We start from the raw sequence: 19,390 nt of genomic DNA, 5'->3' as shown, positions 1-19,390 counted from the left end.
GGCCCGAGGAACGGCACCGCGGTGCCGGCCGAGGAAGCGGTTGAGCAGGTGGGGTTGGGCGGCGTTGTGCCAGTCTCCGTGTTCGCGTCGGCGCCGGTAGTGGGCGTTCGCTCCTGGTGAGGCGATGAGGGATGCGAAGGCGCAGAGGAAGCCGGCGTGCATGAGCCGGTTGTTCTAAGTGCTTCTTGCCGGAGGCCCGGGTGATCGGGGCCGAGCCTGCGTACGCCTTCAGGGCTCTGGCATCGACGAACCGTGAAAGCCGCCCTGCCGAAGCGCGAACTCAACTGGAGGGCGTGGCAGGAGCCCGCAAGCCGAGCCACTGATCGGCGTCCCAGGCCCGGAACCGTTCCGCTTCGGTGAACCCCAGCTTTGCCGCGAGGCGCATCGAGCGAGCGTTGGCGGTCTGAGTGGCGAGCACCACCGGCTCACCCGGAAGGACGTCTTCGAGCCAGCCCAGAGCCGCCGCGCACGCTTCGGCGGCATACCCGAATCCCCACGCCCGCGGCAGGAACAGGTAGCCCAGATCGACTTTCCCCACGGCAGAGGGGCAAACGTGCTCCGCTACTCTCCTGAGCAGGATCTGACCGATCATCACCCCGTCGAGATCGACGACGAAACTCCCGGACCGCCGCCCGGGTACCTCGGGCATCTCGCCCTCGAGCTCGTCCCGCGGCCGGGGACCGCCGAGGTAGGTGTGCACCTCCGGCGAGGCGTGCAGCTCGATGAACGCCGCACGGTCCCTGGCCTCGGGCTCACGCAGCACGAGCCTCTCGGTCCTGATCGGTGCAGGCGGCCACGCAATGGGTCCGAGATCATTCATGTCGGCCAGCCAATCAGCGACCTCGGTGGCGATCAAGTCTCGCGCCCCTCTTGACTTCTTGTCCCCCTGAGATGTCCAGGTGACGTGGGTGCCGTTGGTGTGCCTCCACCCGCCTCAGGAGAGGCAGTCACCGGAGCCGATGAACTCGGGGGTTCCCATGTTTCCGCTGTAGACGGCCACGGACCAGCGGATGTACCGCCAGGACCGGTTCCTGCTGTACTCGTCCCTCAGTTTCCCGCACGTGGTCCTCCGGGCGACATCCTGGAAGTTGTCCCTCTGGGCGCGGCCGATCAGCGCTCCGTAGGTGTCCCGAATCCACACGTACGCGGCCTTCTCGGCCGGGTCGAACCCGAGGCTGATGTCGTCGTCCGCGGCGGAGGGGTCCACGCCGTCGCCCTCGGCGACCCGGGCCTTCCACGCTGCGGTGATGGCCTTGTCCGTGGCGTCGGCGACCCGGATCTCGTCCTGGTCGGCACTGGGTATCTGCGCGGTCGCCATGCCGGACTCGCCCCCCCGCCACTGCCCGGCGACCTCGCTGTAGCACCCGTCGGTGGCCCGGCCGAAACCGAGGACGTCCGCCTCGGTGTCGCCGTCGGAGTCCTTCCAGAAGACGGAGTAGCGGCCGTAGGGCCAGGTGGTGGGGCTGCCCTGGAGGCGGCGGGCGAGAGTGGTGCAGGATGCCGTCTCTCCTGCCCTGCGGAACACCTCCTGGTCCTCTTCCGGCAGTTGGGAGACCGGCCCGCCGGTCACCATCACGGTCTGCGCACGCCGGTTGAACGTGACCGTGGCGCTGAGGTGGTCCAGGCCCTTGGTGGCGAGCATGGACCTCACGTCGTTCCCGATCGCCCGGGCGGCGTCCTTCTCCTCCTGGGTGCTCGCGGTGGTGCTCGCCCTCCACTCGTCGTCCGACGGCTGGGCCTCGTCCCCGGCCCGCGTGAAGGCCGGGTCGGCTACGCCGGCCAGCGGATCGGTCGGTACGCGGATCCCGCGCGCATCGTCAGCGGTTCGCGTCGCCGCGGCGGGGCCAGGGGTTCGGGAGGGCCCGGTGGTGCCGCCGGTGTGCCGGGCCGGGGACGCGGTCGGACGGCTGGCGACGGCGTCCCGCGCGCCGCCCTGGTCCGCGTCGTCCGAGAAGGCGGCCGGAAGGGCCAGGGCGCCGCCGGCGAGAGCGCCGATCACGGCGGCGGCCACGAGGACGGTCGTGACGGTCCGTCTGCGGGAGGGTGCGGAAGGGGAGTGCCAGGCGGGGTCGTCGACGGTGGGTATCTCCCACACGGCCGTGACCAGTTCACCGACCCGGGTGGGTGCCGGTCCGTCACCGCCCGCGAGCACCTGGGTGGCCTGGGAGGCGAGCAACCGCGAGCACTCCTGGGCGGCCGAGGCGGCGGATATCCGGTCGGCGGGATCCTTCGCGAGGGCGCTCTCCACGACGTCGCGCAGTTCCTCCGGCACACCGCCCAGGTCGGGGTCCCCGGACATCACACGGAACGCGACCACGTCCGGCGCGCCGGTACCGAAGGGGAGCCGGCCGGTCGCGGCGTAGGCGACGAGCGCGCCCCAGGTGAACATGTCGCCCTCCGGCCCGGCGGCGCTGGTGCGGTAGTACTCGGGGCTGATCCAGCCGGGAGTGCCGGTCATGACGCCCGTCCGGGTCACGCTCGTGCCGTCGGCGGCACGGGCGATGCCGAAGTCCAGGACGCGAGGGCCGGCCGGAGCGAGGATGACGTTCTGCGGCTTCACATCACGGTGCACGACGCCGGCTTCGTGAACAGCCGCCAGTGCTTGGGCCGTGCCCGTCGCGAAGGCGTACAAGGTGCCGCCGGTCAGGGGGCCGTGGTCGGCCAGGTACTGGTTGAGGGTGGGGCCCGGAGCGTAGGCGGTCGCCAGCCAGGGCGCGTCGGCTTCGGGGTCGGCGGCGAGCAACGGCACGAGGCACGGCCCCTGGACGCGCGCGGACAGCTGCACCTCGCGGCGGAACCGGGCCCGGAACTCCCGGTCTTCGGCCTGTGCGGGGTGGATCACCTTGACAGCGACCCTGAGCCCGTCGGCGGTGAGACCGGCGTGGACGGTCCCCATGCCGCCGGAGCCGAGACGGCCGATGATCCGGTAAGGGCCGACACGGGAAGGATCACCTGGGCGGGCGGGCTGTACCCGCCCGCCGGAACCAGCAGCGCTCACGACGGGTCCTAGCCTGGGAAACTGACGGTGAAGAAGGTGTGAAGGAGGTGTATATCATGATCACATAGTCACGTGAAAAGGTCCCCCGGCCGTGCCCGGCCGTGGGGGCGGCGACTCCTCCGCCTCAGGGGTCGCCCGGTTCGGTGCGCGCAGGATCGTGAAGGTCGCCGTGCGAGCCTTCCCGCGTGCTTGAAGCGGACGAAGCGGCTCGGCCACGACGCCGTCGAACTCACCGCCCCCGCCGATCACTTCACCGCCCATCGCCCGGTGGGTGGGTCCGCCTGCCCGAGGTGCCGGCCGGCTACGGCCGTACGGCCGGGGCCCTGCGCCTCTCCTCCTGTGGCTCGCGGCGACGATCAGCCCGTGCGGTCTCCATCGCGGCCTCCGCCTACGCCCCGGTACCGTCCGGCCACCGGTTGCCCGACCTCTGCGGACGAGCCGGGTGGGAGGGACGAGCCGGCGTCCTGCCTCCCGGTCTCCGCCGGGATCGCGTGACTTCACGCGGGCGCTATGCGCTCCAGTACCTTCGCGGCGGCGGCGATGTCGCAGCCGTCCAGACGCGAGAACACATGGCGGCGCACGCTCGCGAGGTTGGTGGGCCAGGCCCGCTTCAGCTGTGTCCATCCCGCGCTGGTGAGGACGGCGAGCCAGGACCGCCCGTCGTCCGGCGACCTCTCACGGATGACCAGCGACTGCGACTCCAGCCGGTTGACCACTCGGGTCATGCCGCTCAGCGACAGCCCGCACATGCCGGCGAGCTCGCTCATGCGCATCTGGTGGTCCGGCGCCTCGGAGAGATGCACGAGGACCATGTACTCGGTACCCGAGATCGGCTGCTCCTCCAGCATGTCCGCGTCGACGACCCGGGGCAGGAACGTGATCACTCTGCCCAGAGCCCGTAGGAAGGCCTCCTCGTCCGGGTTCAAGGGCTGCGGGGGTGTCGCGTCTGCCATGGCCACAGTGTAGAGGGCCCGCGATGACCGTCTCCGCGGTCGGTGACCCCCGCTCCGTCCGCCGTCGACGCGCAGGATCCCGCCGGTGACGAAGGGGGTGCCGGCCCGATGGAGAACCCTGTCGGCGGAGAGGAACGGCGCCGGCCGGTGGAGGCCCACCGCAAGCCCGGCCACGCGTCGCTCCCTGCGGGATGCGGGAGACAGGTGGCCGCCGAATCCGCCGCGGGCCGGTGGAACGCCGTACACGTCGGGCCGGGCGCACGATCCCCCCCCGGTCGCGCCGCCGCTCCGGTCCGCGACTGCGGCGGTACGCGAGAAGTACGGGGAGACCGTGAACCGATCGCCCCGGCGGCTACGTGTATCTCCTGACAGACTCCCGCCACCCACCCCCTTGTGGCGGGACGGGGCGGCCGCCCCACGTGGTGCGCACTACGGGCGGCCGCCCTTCAGCGCGTCAGGATGCCGTGCAGGAGCAGATCGATCAGGGCCGGTGCCAGGCCGGGCTGTTGTTCGGTGTCGGCCATGACGCTGATGCCGCCGAGGGCCATGAGGACGTCCTGCGCCTCGACCTGTGACCGGGTGACGTTCTGGCCCGCCCCGGCGGCGAGGAGGTGACGGACCGCCTCGGTGAGGTGGGCGCGGGTGGTCAGCCGCTCGCCCTCGTCGGTCAGCACCACTCGGAGTACGTCGGCCATGCCGTGCTTGGCCGCCATGAAGCCGATGAAGCGTTCCATCCAGGCCCGGAGCGCCTCCGCCGGGGGCAAGGAAGCGGTGAGTTCGGGTGCCGCCGCGCACAGCCCCTGTACTTCGTGCCGGTACGTCGCCTCGATCAGCAGTTCCTTGGACGGGAACCGGCGGTAGAGCGTGCCGACACCCACGCCGGCCGCGCGGGCGATGTCCTTGACCGAGGCACCCGTGCCTTCCCGCGCGAACGCCTCCGCCGCGGCGCTGAGCAGCCGGTCCTCGTTCCGCCGCGCATCGGCGCGCAGCGGCCTGTCCTGCCGTCCGGTCCCGTCCGTGCCCTTGCCGGTCAACCTGCTTCCTTCCCTCGGTCTTGCAAGCGGAACCAGTTCCGCTTAATGTGCATCCGGAACCGGTTCCGGTTACGAGGCTACCGTGCTCTCGCACGGGAGGCGAGGGGCGCGGGGCGCCGCCGGACCACGGCGGACACCCGGCTCGCTGCCCGTCTCCCGCGTCGCCGGCATCCGAGGGCGGCCTGCCCGACCACCCCTATGAGGAGGAAGACACATGACCGCGCGACTGCAGAACACGGTGGCCCTGGTGACCGGTGCGAGCAGCGGTATCGGCGAGGCGACCGCGCGCGTGCTCGCCGCGGAAGGCGCGGCCGTCGCCGTGCTGGGACGGCGGCGGGCACGGCTTGAGGCGCTCGCGGACGCACTGCGGGCCGAGGGTGGTACGGCCTTGGTCGTGGAGGCCGACATCACCGACAGGCAGCAGGCCGCCAGCGCGCTGGAAAGCGTGGTGGCCGAGCTCGGCCGCCTGGACACGGTCGTCAACAACGCCGGTTTCATGGGCGTCGGGCAGGCCGTGGACTCTCCGCTGGAGGAGTGGGAGCACATGCTGGAGGTGAACGTGCGGGGTCTGCTGTACGTCACCCATGCCGCGCTGCCGCATCTCCTGCGCGCGGCGGAGGACTCGCCGCGGGGGGTTGCGGATCTGGTCAACATCAGCTCCACCGCGGGACGGGTCGCCCGCCCCGGAACGGCCGTCTACAACCTGACGAAGTTCGGGGTCAACGGCTTCACCGAGGCGCTGCGGCAGGAGCTCAGCCAGAAGCGCGTGCGGGTGAGCGTGGTGGAGCCCGGCACCGTGGACACCGAACTGAGCACGCACCTGCGCGACGGCGTACGGCAGGCCGTCGAGCGCCAGATCGCGGGCATGGAGCCGCTGCGGCCCGAGGACATCGCGGACGCCGTGTCCTACATCGTCACCCGGGACCGACGGGTCGCCGTCAACGAGATCCTCGTCCGCGCCGGCGAACAGACCTGGTAGCCGCCGGCCCGCGGACGCGCCGCACGACGCACACCGCGGCCGGCGACCCCTGTCCGACGGACCCGTGCCCGGTCCGGCGGGCTCAGCTCCCCAGAGACGACAGCGCGGCGGCGACCCGCTCGGAAACCTCCGGCGGCGTCGAGGCGTGCGGGGAGAAACGGAGTGAGTCGGTGCGCACCGTCGGAGTGACACCCTCGGCGTGCAGCGCCTTCGCCACGAGGGACGGTTCGTGTCCCGGCATGGTGAAGGAGAGGATGCCCGCTCGCCGCGCCGGGTCGGCGGGGGAGAGGACGCGGCCCCCGTACCGCTGGACCGTGTCGGAGAGTTCGGCGATCCGCGCGGCGATCGCGCCCTCGATCGCCGCTACGGTGTGCCGCTCCACGACGGCGAGCGCGGACGCGAACGCGGCGGCCGTCACCGGGCTGAGATGGGTGATCGACCAACGGCGCGCGTCCGGGGCCGGTGGGTGTGCCGTTCCGTCGAAGAGGCCGGCGTCCTCGACCCCCGTCCAGCCGGTGAGGACGGGGTCGAGGCGTTCCAGCGCCCGGTCGGACAGCGTGGCGAAGCCGGTGCCCCATCCCGCGCGCAGCCATTTCTGGCCGCCCGTCACCAGTACGTCGGCCGTGTCCCAGGGCAGCGCGGTCACGCCGAATCCCTGGATGCCGTCCACGATCAGCAACCGGTCCGGTCCGATCGCCTCGCGCAGCGCCGCGAGGTCGGTGCGGAAACCGGTACGGAAGTCCACGGCGCTCACGGACAGGGCGACCACGTCATCGGTCAGCGCGGTACGGACCAGGTCGGGGGTGACACCGGCGCCGGGCGCCGGGTCGAGCCAGCGGGGTGTGGCCCGGCCCAACTGCGCGGCGCGGTGCCAGGGATAGTGGTTGGCGGGGAAGTCGGTCCGCGGCGCGAGGACCACGCCTTCCCGGATGCCGAGGGCCGCGTGGAACAGACCGGTGGACGTGTTCGGGAGCAGCACGGTGTGCCGGACGTCGGTGCCCGCCAGGCGGGCGGCCGTGTCCCGGGCGGCCTCTTCCGCGCGCATCAGGGCGTCCACGGTGGTGTGGTCCGCGGTGGCGGATTCCGCCACGGCTCGCGCGCCGGCGGCCACCGCGTCCCGGGACGGCGGTCCGAAACGTGCGAAGTCCAGGTACCCGGCGGGCGTGTCGAAGTGGGCGGCGTACGACGTGAGCACGGGGCTCGTCCTTCCGGGCCGATGCGGTGGGGTGGGGTGGCGCGGTGGGTGAGGACCGTACGCGTGCCGTGGACCGCCTCCTCGCCGCCCACCACCACGCGGGTCGCCACCCGCCCCGCACCGTACGCGGTTCACGGCGCGCGGTCCTCCCCGGGGTGCCGGTCGGCATGGGCATCTCCGTCATTCCGCCCGGCGACCCGCCCCGCGCATCAGCCACGCGAGGGACGCGCCGAGTTGTGCCGCGGACTCGCCTGGGCGGCCCGACCCCTTCAGTGGCGAGTGAAACGGGCGCGGCCGCCGTACCAGCGGGCCCCTGGAGGTGGTTCGCCGGACCGGCCGTCGCCGGGAACGCCCCCTCACGGTCGCGGCCCGGAGCCGGCACGGTGCTCCCCGGCTGCCCGCGTTCATGCGACGTCAGACACACGACGCGTCGCGCGAGCCGTAACCACTCCGCGCGCCCCGGCCTCGGTTCGCGCGACGGTCGTTCCGCCGCCGCTCGGGCACATGCCGCGGCAGCGCGCGGTTGCTCACCGCCTGCCGGAGTGCCCTCGCGCGGCCACGGAGGGAGACTGGAGACACCGTGGCACAGGGCCGCCGCGCCGGGGCACACGTGTGCCGGGTCCGGGTGTGCGCTGTGGCCCCGGCCGGGGAGCGGGACGGGTCATTGCGGCGGGACGCGCGGCAGTCGCGCGGCGAGCACGCGGACCGGCGGATTCCCCGCCTCTCCGCACCGCGGGCGCCCGCGGAAGTCCGGCCACCACGGATCGGTGGCCTACTCGGCGCAGGAGGAGCGCTATGTCGAGACAGACGAACATCGCCGCCCAGACCGCCTTCGCGGAGGCCGTCATCTCCGGAGACCTCGACGCCCTGGACAGGGTCGTGGCGCCCGGTTCGATCGATCACGACCCCGCCCCCGGCCAGGGGCCCGGGCCGGCCGGGTACAAGGCGATGTTCGGCGAACTCCGCGCCGCCTTCCCGGACCTCAACGTGGCGGTGGAACACCTCGTGGCCACCGACGACGAGCTGGCCTTCGCCTACACCATCAGCGGCACACACCTCGGACCACTGATGGGGCACCCGCCCACCGGCAGGAAGGTGAGCTACCGGGGCATGCAGATCAGCCGCTTCGACAGTGACGGCAGGCTCGTCGAACGCTGGGGCAGCAGTGACGAGCTCGGCATGCTGCGGCAACTGGGTCTCACCGGGGACGGGTGACGCCGCGGATGCCCAGGCCGCGCCGGCAGGTGTCCGGGCCCGGTTGCGGCAAGGGCCCGGGGATCAGGCACGGCCGCTCAGGGCGAAGACCGTCACGTTGCTCGCCGCCGTCTAGGTAACCGACTCGGCCGTCCGCCGCGGATCGACGCGCAGGGCCACGTGCCGGATCCGCACGGCCCGCCCGTCCGCCGTCCCGTTGACGTGGTACCGGGCCGTCAGCGCGGTGTCCTCACCGAAGTGGACTGTCGTACCGGCCCAGTCCGTGACGGTGCCGTCGGTGGGGCGGAGGGTGACGTCGGCCTCCCGTCACCCTGCGGTGGGCGGGGTCGTTGTGGATCTCCGCGTCCTCGCTGCCGTTGACCGATGAGAGGACGGGACGGCGCCGACGAAGGGCATGATCGGGATGTCGCCCGCGGCTCCCGGGTGGCAGCCCGCGCCGTTGACGTGGGTGAGGCCGAAGCCCCGGACGCGCGGTGTGTCGTACGCGTAGCCGTTGGCGCCGGCGGCGTCCGTCCGGTCACCAGCGATGTTCGTCGGGCTCCAGGAGATCATGCCGAACGGCCGGACCGCCCCGGGGTGGGTGTCGTCGCCGCCCCCGGAGGAGCCGATCACCGGGACCTCCCTGCGCCGGGACCGGGACGGCACGGCGGGCGCCGCTTGCCCTCCGTCTAATGCGAGCATATGCTCCTAATTCACGTCGGGGTCATCACACCCCCTCCCTCGGCCTTCCCGCGGCACCCGCTGGAGCTCCGCCGGACGGCCGCGCCCCCGATTCCGCGCGGCGACGCGCATGCGATCTCACCCACCCCCGAAGAAGGAGACCGAACCCATGACTCATCACCACGCGCTGATCGCAGGAGCGGGCGGCGTAGCCCGCCTTGTCGTCGAGAGGCTGCGCGCGCACGACGTGGCCGTACGCGTCCTGGTCCGCCGGGACGACGACCGGGCCGCGCGGCTCCGTGCCCTCGGGGCCGAGGTCGTCCTCGGTGACCTCACGCGCCCCGAGACCGTCGCCACCGCCCTGGAAGGCGCCCGGAGCATGTACTTCGCCATGCCCGTCTCACCGGACCACCTCCTCGCGGCGACCGTCGTGGCGAGCGTCGCCCGGGAGCACGGCACGCTGGAGGCCCTGGTCGACCTGTCGCAGATGACCGTGTCGCAGATGACCGCCACGAGTACGGCCGAGTCCCACCAGCAGCGGCTGCACTGGCTGGCGGAGCAGGTGTTCGACTGGTCGGGCCTGCCGGTGGTGCACATCCGTCCGACCTCGTTCCTGGACAATCCGCTGTTCACCGCGCTCCCGGCACGGACGATCCCGGCGCGGGGCACCATCGAACTGCCCTTCGGCACGGGGCGCACCTCTCCGGTCGCCGTGGACGACGTCGCCAGGGTGATCGCGACCGTGCTGCGCGAGCCCGCCCCGCACGTGGGGCACGTCTACGAACTCACCGGCCCGCGCACGCTCGACATGACGGAGATGGCCGAGACCTTCGCGAAGGCGCTGGGCCGGCCGGTCTCGTACGTGGACGTGCCGCTGGAACAGTGGCGCGCGGAGATGCTCTCCACGATCGGCCTGCCGCCACACATCGAACAGCACATCCTCACCATGTGCCGCCTGCACCAGGAGAACCGCTACGACCGGGCGTCCGACCACGTCGAGCGTCTGACCGGCACCCCCGCCCGGACGGTCGAGGAGTTCGTGGCGGCTCGCAAGAACCTCTACCTGGGCTGACCTGCCGAGCCCTGCCCCTCGCGCCGGACCCGTGCCCTTCCTGTGTCCCGCACTCCGCCATGTGTCCCGCACCCGCGCGCGACACGCACAACGAAAGCGATCAAGGAAATGACCATGAAACTCGAGCTTCTCGTCCTGCCCGTCTCGGACGTCGACCGCGCCAGGGCCTTCTACGAGCAGGCGGGGTTCCGGCTCGACCTCGCCAAGGACGTCACCGACGGCTACCGGGTCGTGCACCTGACGCCGCCCGGCTCCGAGGCGTCGATCATCTTCGGTACGGGCCTCACCACGGCCGAGCCGGGTTCGGCCCAGGGCCTGTACCTCGTCGTCGCGGACGTCGAAGAGGCCCGCGAGACGCTCCTGGGCCGCGGGATCGAGGTGAGCGAGGTGTTCCACGACGGCAAGGGCCTGTTCTTCCACGGGCACGATGCCGGCGACGTCGTGCACGACGGCCCGGGCCAGGAGCGGATCGCCGGCCCGCACCCCGAGCGTGCCAGCTACGGGTCCTACGCCACCTTCAGCGACCCCGACGGCAACGGCTGGGTCCTCCAGGAGATCACGCAGCGGTTCCCCGGCCGCTGACGGCCTGCCCCATGGGTCTGCTGCCGAGGAGGCGCGGTCTCGCCTGCCCGAGGGTTCATGCACCGACTATTCAATAGGTAATGTATGACCTCAATTCGCGGGATGCCTTCGCCGGCGTCCGTCCGCAGCCCACCTTCACAGGGAAGGCAAGACCACATGGCGATGCACGCCTACGACCTCGGTCACGCGCTCTTCAAGGTCCTGGAGACCGGTGATCCGGCACTGGCCGCCGAAGTCGTCCACGACGAGTTCCACAACCGTGAGGCGGCGGTGTCTCCTCCGGCCTGCCGGATCCAGGGTCCGGCGGGCGTGCTCGCCTCCAGCGCGTGGATGCGGTACGCGTTCGGCGATCTCCGGCTGCCCGTGACCGACGTCGTCACCAACGACTCCCAGGCGTGGGTTCGGCTGCGCATGCAGGGCCGGCACACCGGTGCCTTCGTCCTCTTCGGGGACCAGGGGGTCGACCAGGTCGTGCCGCCCACCGGCCGGGAGATCGACTTCGAGCAGATCCACGTGCTGGACCTGCGCGACGGCAAGGTCGTCCGGCACGAAGCCGTGCGCGACGACCTCACCATGCTCGGTCAGCTGGGCGTCTTTCCTCCCGGCCCGGCCGCCGGGCTGCGCATGCTGTCCTGGCGGGTGACCGGCCGGGCCGCACAAGCCGCCTCCGAGGTCACGGCGCGAGCGGCCGAGGCCGCCGCGGCACTGCCGCGCGACACCACGGTCTGAACGAAGTGCCCCCCCGCGCCCGGTGCACCGCACCTGGCGGAGGGGGCCGGCACGTGTGCCGTGAGGCGGCGTCGGCTGCCATGGCTCCGCCATGGCGCCTCCGCCCTACTCGGAGGGCTGGTCTTCCGGTGCGGACGCCCGGCAGAGCAGGGTCGCGACGGCCGTGTGCAGCAGAAAGGCCTCGGCCCGCTCCCAGGACCAGCCGTTCTCCCGCACCAGCGTGCGCCAGCCGGTCGGGCCGAACCAGAACCAGAGGAGATCCGCCGTCTCCTCCTCGGGGCGGTCGGGTGCCGGTGTCAGGGTGTGCAGGTGGCGAGCCGCTGTCCGAAGGGCCTCACGGTAGGCCGAGGTCGCCCGTTCCCACAGAGCCTCGCCGTTCTCGTGGACGGGCAGAGCCGCCCGGATCGCTTCGTGGATCTGGAACTGTCCTTCGTTGCCGATCCGTGTGCCCCGCGCCAGCGCCTCCAGGACGGCTTCCGGTGTGCGCAGAGCGAGCACGCGCCGCATGGCCTTCTCGTAGTCCGACGCGACCACGCCCTGGTCGACGATCTCGTCCAGGATGTCGCCCTTGCTGCCCACGCTGGCGAAGACGGTCTTGGCCGAGACTCCGCTCGCCGTGGCGATGTCCGCCACGGTGACCCTGCCGTAACCGCGTGCGGCGAACAGGTCGGTGGCGCACCGCAGAATCTCCGCGCGCGTGCGTGCGGCTGCCTGCTGGCGCAGGGGAGAGACGTACGGGCGTTTGGCAGGCATGCGGTCATGGTAACGGCGCTGATCCGCCCGGCTCTATTGATTAGGTGCCATAACACCCCGAAATATGCGGAACGGGCCGCCGATCACGCTCGTGATCAGCGGCCCGTCGATGTGCCCAGGGGTCCCGCGATGGGTGACCGCCGGGCCGGGCGTCAGTGGCCGGCGCTCTGGCCGCCGTCGACGTGCAGGACCTCGCCGGTGACGAACGGCGCACCCTCCAGGTAGAGGACCGCGTCGACGATGTCGCCGATCTCGCCCATCCGTCCGACCGGGTGCAGGGCGGCGAGCGTCTCGAAGTACTCCTCGGAGTGCATCGGGGTCTTGATGACCCCCAGGGAGACGGCGTTGCTGCGGATGCCCCGGGTCGCGTACTCGATGGCCAGAGCCTTGGTGGCGGACTGGAGGCCGCCCTTGGTCAGGGAGGCCAGTGCCGAGGGCACCGCGGAGAGGGCGTGGTCGACCAGGCTGGTGGTGATCTGGACGACGTGGCCGCCGCCCTGACGGAGCATCTGCTCGACGGCGAGCTGGGTGATCCGGAAGAACCCGCTCAGGTTGACGCCCGTGACGGCGTCGTAGTCCTCCTGGGTGTACTCGGTGAACGGCTTGGCGACGAAGATGCCGGCGTTGTTGACCAGGGTGTCGATGCGGCCGAACCGCTCGATCGCGGCGGCGGCGACGCGCTCGGCCGTGGCGGGGTCGGCGATGTCACCCTGAAGGGTGACGACGTCCGGGTCGTCCGAGGCGGCGATCGTCCGCGAGGTGGCGACGACGGCGTAACCGAGCTTGCGGTACGCCTCGACCAGGCCCGCGCCGATGCCCTGGGAAGCACCGGTGATGACGGCGACCTTCTTGCCGGAGTTGCTCATGACTGCCTTCTTCGTTTTCGGGGTGTGACGGTGGTGGTGCCGACCGGTCCTCGTCGGGCGGTCACGTCGGACAACCAGACGACCAGTCGGCTAATTCCACCCCGTTCCGCACGGCAGTCGCCGTTCCACCCCCTCTGACCTGCGGTGGGAGCCTGCGCCTACCAGCTGGGAGCCAACACGTCGCGGAGGTGCCCCGGGACTGTCCCGGTCACCGCTCCGTAGCATGGGCCTCATGGAGTTGCGTCAGTTGCGGTACTTCGTAGCGGTGGCCGAGGACCTCAACTTCGGGCGTGCCGCGGACCGGCTGCTGATAGCCGGTCCGTCGCTGTCCCAGCAGATCAAGGCGTTGGAACGGGACCTCGGCGTGCGGCTGTTCGACCGTGACCGCCGCTCGGTCGCCCTCACGGCCGCCGGTGCGGCGCTCCTTCCGCAGGCGCGCGACCTGCTGGAGCGCGCGGAGGACCTCCGGAGCCGCGCCGCCAGGATCGCCGGCTCGGAATCCGTCCGGATCGGCTACGTCAACTGGCTGCCACCCGACCTGACGGCCCGGACCTCGGCCGTGGCCCGGGTGCACGTCGACGCGTGGATCGCGCCCTCGCACACCCAGGCGGCGCGGGTCGCGGACGGCAGTCTCGACCTCGCGGTGTGCTGGGTCCGCCGGCAGGACCTGGACGAACGCGGCCTCAACGCCCGGCTCATCGGAGCGGACCGCCTGTACGCGGTCTCCGCGGGCCGCCGGCCGGACGACGTCCGCGCCCAGGACCTCCTCGTCCTCACGGACACCGACGTCACGACATGGTTGTCCTGGAACGTCTACGCCGAGCGGCTGGCCCGCGACACCGGCGCCCGTGCGGTGCGCGTATCCGACGGGGGGATCACCGGTCCGGGCTTCTTCGACCACGTACGGCGTGCGCGCCGCCCGGTTCTCAACTGCCCCAAGGCGCAAGGGACATCGCTGCCGCCCGATCTGGTGGCGCGCCCCGTGTCCGGGCCGAAGGTCTACTGGACGTGGTCCCTGGTGTGGCGCCGCGACGAGAAACGCGCGGCCGTGCTCAGCACCGTGGACGCCCTCACGGAGGGAGTCGGCGACTGCGGCCTGGACGACCCGGACGCATGGCTCCCCGACGACGATCCGCACCGCCGCTGACCGGTTCCCGGCAGCCGGCAGGACGCCCCGGAGCCGTCGTCGCGAGGTGAGCGGCACCTTGGTGTGAGCGGCGCACGGCCAGGCCGTGCAAGTGCTGACGTTTGACGGAAGTAGACCGGTCGTCTAGCTTAGGTGACCGGTCGACTCAACAGGTCGACACAGTCCCACGAAACGGAGAACTCCCGTGTCCGCTCCCATCAAGCTCGCCATCGTCTTCTACTCGTCCACCGGCACGATCACCGAGATCGCCAAGGAGCTGCACGACGCCGGCGTGAAGGCGGGTGCCGAGGTGCGCCTGCTGAAGGTGGCCGAGCTGGCCCCGCGGGCCGCCATCGACTCCAACCCGGCCTGGGCCGCCAACCACGCGGCCATCGCCAACATCCCCGAGGCCACCACGGCGGACATCGAGTGGGCCGACGCCGTCATCTTCGGCACCCCGACCCGCTTCGGCAACGTCTCCTCGCAGCTGAAGCAGTTCATCGACACCCTCGGCGGCCTCTGGGCCGAGGGCAAGCTCGCGGACAAGGTGTACAGCGGCTTCGTCTCCACCGCCACGGACCACGCCGGCCAGGAGTCCACCCTGCTCGCGCTCTACAACTCCGTCCACCACTTCGGCGGCATCATCGTCGCACCGGGCTTCACCGACCCGCAGAAGTTCGTCGACGGCAACCCCTACGGCACCTCCCACGCCGACGGCCAGGGCACCAAGCCCGTCGGCGAGACCACCCGCCTCGCCGCCGCCATCCAGGCCGAACGCGTCGTGAAGATCGCCGCCGCCCTGCGGACCGCCGCCTGAGCGGAGCGCCGGACACGCCTGCCAGATTTGTACCAAGAGAGGAGAACGACGATGAGGGAATTCCTGGTCGTGCTCACCACGACCGTGCCCGAGGGCACCGACCCCGCCGAGGTCGACCGGCGGCGCGCGGCCGAAGCCGTCCGGGCCGGAGAGCTGGCCGCCGCCGGGCGCCTGTTCCGGCTGTGGCGCCCGGTCGGTGAGCTGCGCAGCATCGGTGTGTGGCGCGCGGACGACGAGGCCGATCTGCGGGAGGGGGTGCTCGGCACGCTGCCCCTGTGGCCGTGGATGACCGCCGAGATCACCGCCTTGCAGCCACATCCCAACGACCCGGGCCCCACTGGAGGAGAAGACCGATGAGCGGTACAGCAGCACACGAAGCGGTCCTGCGTGGTGTGGTGGACCAGTGGAAGAGCGCGGTCGACGCGCATGAGCCGGAGCGGGTCGCGGCGCTCTTCACGGAGGACGCCGTCTTCCAGGGGCTTCATCCCTACAGCGTGGGCCGTCCGGGGGTCGCCGCGTACTACGGCTCCCAGCCGATCGGGCTGACCGCCGAGTACCGGGTGCTGGAGACGCGGAGCCTCGCGGACGACGTCCTGTTCGGCTATCTCGACGTCGACTTCGGTTTCACCGACCGCCCGGCCATCCACGTCACCCTCGGCCTCGTGCTCAAGCGCGTCTCCGACCGCTGGTACATCGCCCACTACCAGGTGACGAAGCTCGACTGACGTGCTTCCCGCGTCGCGATGCCCCTCCTCCGCCGCCCTGTAGGCTCCCGTGATCGGCAGGCGCACCCTCGACGCATCGCCACCGAACCGCACGTGTGCCCCGGGGGCTGAGGCGGAGGACCCTACCCGAACGTCACCAGTTTGACAGGTGACGAATTGTGCGTCATAGTATCGGTGTAACTCCTCCGGTCGCTGGGGGAGGGGAAGGGTGAGAACTGATGACCGACATCGAGGAAAGGGCGCTGCTGGCCGGCGGCTGCTTCTGGGGCATGCAGGAACTGATCCGCAAACTCCCCGGCGTGACCCGTACCCGGGTCGGTTACAGCGGCGACGACAGCCTGGCCCACCCCACGTACCGCAACCACGGGAACCACGCCGAGTCGATCGAGATCACCTTCGACCCGACCGTCACCGACTACCGCACGATCCTGGAGTACTTCTTCCAGATCCACGACCCGACCACGAAGAACCGGCAGGGCAACGACATCGGGGCCAGTTACCGTTCCGCCATCTTCTACCTCGACGAGGAGCAGCGGCGCGTCGCGCTCGACACCATCGCGGACGTGGAGGCGTCGGGGCTGTGGCCGGGGTCGGTGGTGACCGAGGTCGTCCCGGCCGGTCCGTTCTGGGAGGCCGAGCCGGAGCACCAGGACTACCTCCAGCGCTACCCGGACGGCTACACCTGCCACTTCCCGCGCCCGAACTGGCGGCTGCCGAAGCGCGCGGAAGTCTGAACCCCACGGGGCGGCGAGGCCGCCCTCCCTGCGGTACGGCCGCGGGACGAGCCTCACCGGCTCGTCCCGCGGCCGTTCTCGCGTTCGTCGCGCGGACACGCAGAAGGGGAGCGGCTCCGGCCTGTCATGTGCCGCGCGTCCAGCCGCCCGCGCCACGTCGGGCGGCTGGGAAACGGCGTGGGCGGCGGGAAGGCGTTCAGCAGGGTTCCGCGTTCCCCCGGTGCCGGTGGGTCTCCAGCAGCCTGAGCCAGACCTCGCTGATCGTCGGGAAGGCCGGCACGGCGTGCCAGAGCCTGTCGACGGTCACCTCGGCCGTCACCGCGACGGTCGCCGAGTACAGCAGTTCCCCGACGCCGGGGCCGACGAAGGTGACTCCCAGGACGACGCCGGTGTCCTCGTCGAGCAGCATGCGGGCCGTACCCCGGTAGCCCTCCGCGTACTGACGCGCACCCGCGACCAGCCCGATGTCGTAGTCCACGACCTCGACCCGGCGTCCGGTGCGTGCGGCCTCGCGTGTCGTGAGGCCCACGGACGCGACCTCCGGGTCCGTGAAGACGACTTGGGGTACGGCCACGAGGTCGGCGGTGGTCGTGTGAGCGCCCCACTTGGTCTCGTCGAGGGTCTCGCCCCGCGCGCGTGCGCCGATGACGGCGCCCGCGATCCGGGCCTGGTACTTGCCCTGGTGGGTCATCAGCGCCCGGTGGTTGACGTCACCCACGGCGTAGAGCCAGCCGTCGGGGACGGCGGTCACCCGGCAGGTGTCGTCCACCCGCAGCCAGTCGCCGGGCGTCAGCCCTATGGTCTCCAGACCGAGCTTGCCCGTCTGCGGGGTCCGGCCGATGGCGAACAGGATCTCGTCCGCGGTCATCTCGGTCCCGTCCTTGAGCTCGACCCTGACCTCGCCGGCCGCGGGCTCCTGGCGCGTCACGGAGATCACCGAGGTTCCCAGACGAACGTCGACCCCCGCCTCGCGCAGGCCCTCCGCGACGAGCTCACCGGCGAACGGTTCCATCCGGGGAAGCAGCCCGGCCTCGCTGCGGACCAGCATGGTCACCTGGGAACCGAGGGCCTGCCAGGCGGTGGCCATCTCCACGGCCACGACACCTCCGCCGACCACCACGAGCCGCCCGGGTACCTCGGAGGAACTGGTCGCCTCACGGCTGGTCCACGGACGTACCGAGTCGAGTCCGGGCAGGTCGGGAAGGGCCGCGCCGGTGCCCGTGGCGACGACGACGGCGTGCCGGGCGGTGAGGCCGACCGTGTCGCCCTCGGGTGTCTCCACCGCCACCTGCTTCTCGCCGGTGAGCCGGCCGTGACCGCGGATCAGGTCCACGCTGACCGAGTCCAGCCAGTCGACCTGGTCGTCGTCCTTCCAGTGCTCGGCCATCGTGTCGCGGTGCGCGAGCACCGCCGGCACGTCCAACGGCCCGTCCGCCGCCTGGCGGAACCCGGGGACCCGGCGGGCATCGGCCCGCGCCATCACCGGCCGCAGCAGCGCCTTGCTGGGTTCGCAGGCCCAGAAGGAGCACTCGCCTCCGAGCAGTTCGTGCTCGATGACGACTGTGCCGAGCCCGGCGGCCCGGGTGCGGTCGGCCACGTTCTCACCGGCCGGGCCGGCTCCGATGACGATGACGTCGTAAGCGCGGGAGACATCGTTCATCACTGCTCCTGAGGCTCGGTCGTGCCTCGTCGGCCGGAGCCGCTCGCTGCCGTTCGGAGCGGGCTGAGCGTTCCACTGGGATGCGCCTGCGCGCGAAGGAGGTGGCCATCCCGGCCATGCGATGTCTCCTCGCCGGGCTGTCGCACGAGACACGGAGGAATGGACGATTCACACCCTATGCCCTGGTCTGTACGAGCGCACCGTGTCACCGTGACGGCGCGGGGCCCTGCGCGCAGCGCCCGGTGCGCCGTCTGCCGGACCGGCGCGAGCGTGTCCGGCGTACGACGGCGGCCCCCGGTCACCGGGACCGGGGGCCGCCGACGTGCCTGGACCTCCGGTCCCGTCGTGCCGTCAGGACGCGGCCGCGACCGGCCGGGCGTTCAGCAGCGCCAGGCAGTTGGCCCAGAGTCCGCCGAGCGTCGAGGTGGTGTTGTAGAGCTTGGCGAACATCACCTGGCCTTCGAGCTGCGCCACGATCGACCGGGCGGCGTCTCCCGCGTCGCCGACGGTGACCTCCCCACGCTCCTGGGCTTCGGTGACGACCTTCTCGACCATCTCCACCTGGGCGTCGAAGATGTGCTGCAGGCGTTCGCGGATGGGCTCCGTCTGGTTGCTCAGCTCCAGGGTGAGGTTGCCGAACATGCACCCGGAGACGGTCCCGCAGCTCTGCTGACCGGCGAGGAGACCGGCCTCGGTCTCCTCGAACAGCCGGCGCAGCCGCGACAGCGGTTCGCCGTCGCCCTGCAGAACCCGGGTCCAGTCCCCGCGCTGGGTCTCCCAGTGTTCGTCGAGGACGGCCAGGGCGAGAGCCTCCTTGGACTCGAAGAAGTAGTAGAAGCTGCCCTTCGGTACTCCAGCGGCCTTGCAGATCTCGGCCACGCCCAGCGCCGAGTAGCCACGCAGCTCGATGAGTGACTGCGCAGCGTCGAGGATCTTTTTCCTGGCGTCACTTGTCCGTCCCATGACGCCATTATACGACCGATCGACTATTGAGGGGAGGCCCATCCCGCCGGGTAAAGGCGTGCCGCCCGTTCCCGGTGTCAACGGGTGACCCGCCTGCTGCCGGTCCGTTCGGGCACACGGCTCCCGTGCTCGTCAGCGGCTGCGTTCCAGGCTGTCGAGCGGTGTGCCGGCCGCCCAGCGGCGCAACCGGCGGCCGTCCACGAGACGGACGTCGGTCTGCCGGGATGCCCAGCGCGTCTCGGCCTGGCTGAAGGCGCCGCGGTGGACGACGAGCCGGCCGGGCCGCTCCGCGCCGGGCCGGTTCATCGTCCAGATCGCAAGAGAATCTA

General features: G+C 71.5%; 20 protein-coding genes and 2 pseudogenes. 10 read left to right on the top strand and 12 right to left on the bottom strand.

Features of this window, described 5'->3' with window-relative positions:
* Window positions 1-24: 24 nt before the first annotated feature.
* From AB0946_RS28250 to AB0946_RS28230, 5 genes and pseudogenes are all read right to left on the bottom strand, one after another.
* Window positions 25-256: pseudogene (locus AB0946_RS28250) on the bottom strand (transposase); the annotation flags it as partial.
* 24 nt (window positions 257-280) lie between these two features.
* Complete coding sequence (locus AB0946_RS28245; RefSeq protein WP_366763597.1) at window positions 281-820, bottom strand: GNAT family N-acetyltransferase; 540 nt, start codon at window positions 818-820, stop codon at window positions 281-283.
* Window positions 821-934: 114 nt separating this feature from the next.
* Complete coding sequence (locus AB0946_RS28240) at window positions 935-2,920, bottom strand: serine/threonine-protein kinase (RefSeq protein WP_366763596.1); 1,986 nt, start codon at window positions 2,918-2,920, stop codon at window positions 935-937.
* Window positions 2,921-3,495: 575 nt separating this feature from the next.
* On the bottom strand, window positions 3,496-3,951 hold the full coding sequence (locus AB0946_RS28235; protein ID WP_366763466.1) for a MarR family winged helix-turn-helix transcriptional regulator: 456 nt from the start codon (window positions 3,949-3,951) through the stop codon (window positions 3,496-3,498).
* A gap of 446 nt (window positions 3,952-4,397) precedes the next feature.
* The gene (locus AB0946_RS28230) at window positions 4,398-4,985 is read right to left on the bottom strand and encodes a helix-turn-helix domain-containing protein (protein WP_366763465.1); all 588 of its coding nucleotides are present in this window, start codon (window positions 4,983-4,985) and stop codon (window positions 4,398-4,400) included.
* Between the two features lie 214 nt (window positions 4,986-5,199).
* On the opposite strand from AB0946_RS28230, the gene AB0946_RS28225 reads away from it, so the two are divergent.
* A complete protein-coding gene (locus tag AB0946_RS28225; RefSeq protein ID WP_366763464.1) occupies window positions 5,200-5,964 on the top strand; it encodes an SDR family NAD(P)-dependent oxidoreductase in 765 nt (254 codons plus the stop codon).
* Window positions 5,965-6,046: 82 nt separating this feature from the next.
* Here AB0946_RS28225 and AB0946_RS28220 read toward each other — a convergent pair whose 3' ends face one another.
* Window positions 6,047-7,159, bottom strand: a complete 1,113-nt coding sequence (locus AB0946_RS28220; protein WP_366763463.1) for an aminotransferase class V-fold PLP-dependent enzyme — start codon at window positions 7,157-7,159, stop codon at window positions 6,047-6,049.
* Window positions 7,160-7,954: 795 nt separating this feature from the next.
* On the opposite strand from AB0946_RS28220, the gene AB0946_RS28215 reads away from it, so the two are divergent.
* Window positions 7,955-8,374, top strand: a complete 420-nt coding sequence (locus AB0946_RS28215; RefSeq protein WP_366763462.1) for an ester cyclase — start codon at window positions 7,955-7,957, stop codon at window positions 8,372-8,374.
* A 306-nt stretch (window positions 8,375-8,680) separates the two neighbouring features.
* On the opposite strand, the gene AB0946_RS28210 is transcribed toward AB0946_RS28215, so the two are convergent.
* Complete coding sequence (locus AB0946_RS28210) at window positions 8,681-8,986, bottom strand: hypothetical protein (protein WP_366763461.1); 306 nt, start codon at window positions 8,984-8,986, stop codon at window positions 8,681-8,683.
* 217 nt (window positions 8,987-9,203) lie between these two features.
* Between AB0946_RS28210 and AB0946_RS28205 the strand changes: the two genes are divergently transcribed.
* The 3 genes from AB0946_RS28205 to AB0946_RS28195 all read left to right on the top strand — a co-directional run bounded on the left by AB0946_RS28205 (window position 9,204) and on the right by AB0946_RS28195 (window position 11,417).
* Window positions 9,204-10,106 (top strand): NmrA family NAD(P)-binding protein, encoded by a 903-nt coding sequence (locus AB0946_RS28205; RefSeq protein WP_366763460.1) that lies wholly within the window; start codon window positions 9,204-9,206, stop codon window positions 10,104-10,106.
* 108 nt (window positions 10,107-10,214) lie between these two features.
* A complete protein-coding gene (locus AB0946_RS28200; protein WP_366763459.1) occupies window positions 10,215-10,688 on the top strand; it encodes a VOC family protein in 474 nt (157 codons plus the stop codon).
* A gap of 156 nt (window positions 10,689-10,844) precedes the next feature.
* Window positions 10,845-11,417, top strand: a complete 573-nt coding sequence (locus tag AB0946_RS28195; protein ID WP_366763458.1) for an ester cyclase — start codon at window positions 10,845-10,847, stop codon at window positions 11,415-11,417.
* A gap of 105 nt (window positions 11,418-11,522) precedes the next feature.
* Here AB0946_RS28195 and AB0946_RS28190 read toward each other — a convergent pair whose 3' ends face one another.
* Together AB0946_RS28190 and AB0946_RS28185 are read right to left on the bottom strand one after the other, a co-directional pair.
* Window positions 11,523-12,170 carry a TetR/AcrR family transcriptional regulator gene (locus tag AB0946_RS28190; RefSeq protein ID WP_366763457.1) on the bottom strand — a complete coding sequence of 216 codons (648 nt, stop codon included), beginning with the start codon at window positions 12,168-12,170 and terminating at the stop codon, window positions 11,523-11,525.
* 152 nt (window positions 12,171-12,322) lie between these two features.
* Entirely contained in the window at window positions 12,323-13,036 is a 714-nt protein-coding gene (locus AB0946_RS28185) for an SDR family oxidoreductase (RefSeq protein ID WP_366763456.1), read from the bottom strand.
* A 223-nt stretch (window positions 13,037-13,259) separates the two neighbouring features.
* Here AB0946_RS28185 and AB0946_RS28180 point away from each other — a divergent pair, with 223 nt between their 5' ends.
* The 5 genes from AB0946_RS28180 (at window position 13,260) to msrA (ending at window position 16,438) form a co-directional block, all read left to right on the top strand.
* The gene (locus AB0946_RS28180) at window positions 13,260-14,183 is read left to right on the top strand and encodes a LysR family transcriptional regulator (protein ID WP_366763455.1); all 924 of its coding nucleotides are present in this window, start codon (window positions 13,260-13,262) and stop codon (window positions 14,181-14,183) included.
* A gap of 184 nt (window positions 14,184-14,367) precedes the next feature.
* On the top strand, window positions 14,368-14,979 hold the full coding sequence (wrbA, locus tag AB0946_RS28175; RefSeq protein ID WP_366763454.1) for an NAD(P)H:quinone oxidoreductase: 612 nt from the start codon (window positions 14,368-14,370) through the stop codon (window positions 14,977-14,979).
* Window positions 14,980-15,030: 51 nt separating this feature from the next.
* Window positions 15,031-15,336 carry a muconolactone Delta-isomerase family protein gene (locus tag AB0946_RS28170; RefSeq protein WP_366763453.1) on the top strand — a complete coding sequence of 102 codons (306 nt, stop codon included), beginning with the start codon at window positions 15,031-15,033 and terminating at the stop codon, window positions 15,334-15,336.
* Window positions 15,333-15,704 carry an SgcJ/EcaC family oxidoreductase gene (locus tag AB0946_RS28165; protein ID WP_366763452.1) on the top strand — a complete coding sequence of 124 codons (372 nt, stop codon included), beginning with the start codon at window positions 15,333-15,335 and terminating at the stop codon, window positions 15,702-15,704. Before AB0946_RS28170 ends, AB0946_RS28165 begins: the two co-directional genes overlap by 4 nt.
* Before the next feature lie 218 nt (window positions 15,705-15,922).
* Window positions 15,923-16,438, top strand: a complete 516-nt coding sequence (gene msrA, locus AB0946_RS28160; RefSeq protein ID WP_366763451.1) for a peptide-methionine (S)-S-oxide reductase MsrA — start codon at window positions 15,923-15,925, stop codon at window positions 16,436-16,438.
* Window positions 16,439-16,634: 196 nt separating this feature from the next.
* Here the strand turns inward: msrA and AB0946_RS28155 are convergent, their stop codons facing one another.
* The 3 genes and pseudogenes from AB0946_RS28155 to AB0946_RS28145 form a co-directional block, all read right to left on the bottom strand.
* On the bottom strand, window positions 16,635-18,098 hold the full coding sequence (locus tag AB0946_RS28155; RefSeq protein ID WP_366763450.1) for an NAD(P)/FAD-dependent oxidoreductase: 1,464 nt from the start codon (window positions 18,096-18,098) through the stop codon (window positions 16,635-16,637).
* Between the two features lie 351 nt (window positions 18,099-18,449).
* A complete protein-coding gene (locus tag AB0946_RS28150) occupies window positions 18,450-19,061 on the bottom strand; it encodes a TetR/AcrR family transcriptional regulator (RefSeq protein ID WP_366763449.1) in 612 nt (203 codons plus the stop codon).
* Window positions 19,062-19,193: 132 nt separating this feature from the next.
* Window positions 19,194-19,390 (bottom strand): annotated as a pseudogene (locus AB0946_RS28145) (hypothetical protein); the annotation flags it as partial.

It is taken from the genome of Streptomyces sp. NPDC046870, from assembly GCF_040704595.1.
Classification (GTDB): domain Bacteria; phylum Actinomycetota; class Actinomycetes; order Streptomycetales; family Streptomycetaceae; genus Streptomyces; species Streptomyces argyrophylli.
This window is presented reverse-complemented; position numbering and strand designations above follow the sequence as displayed.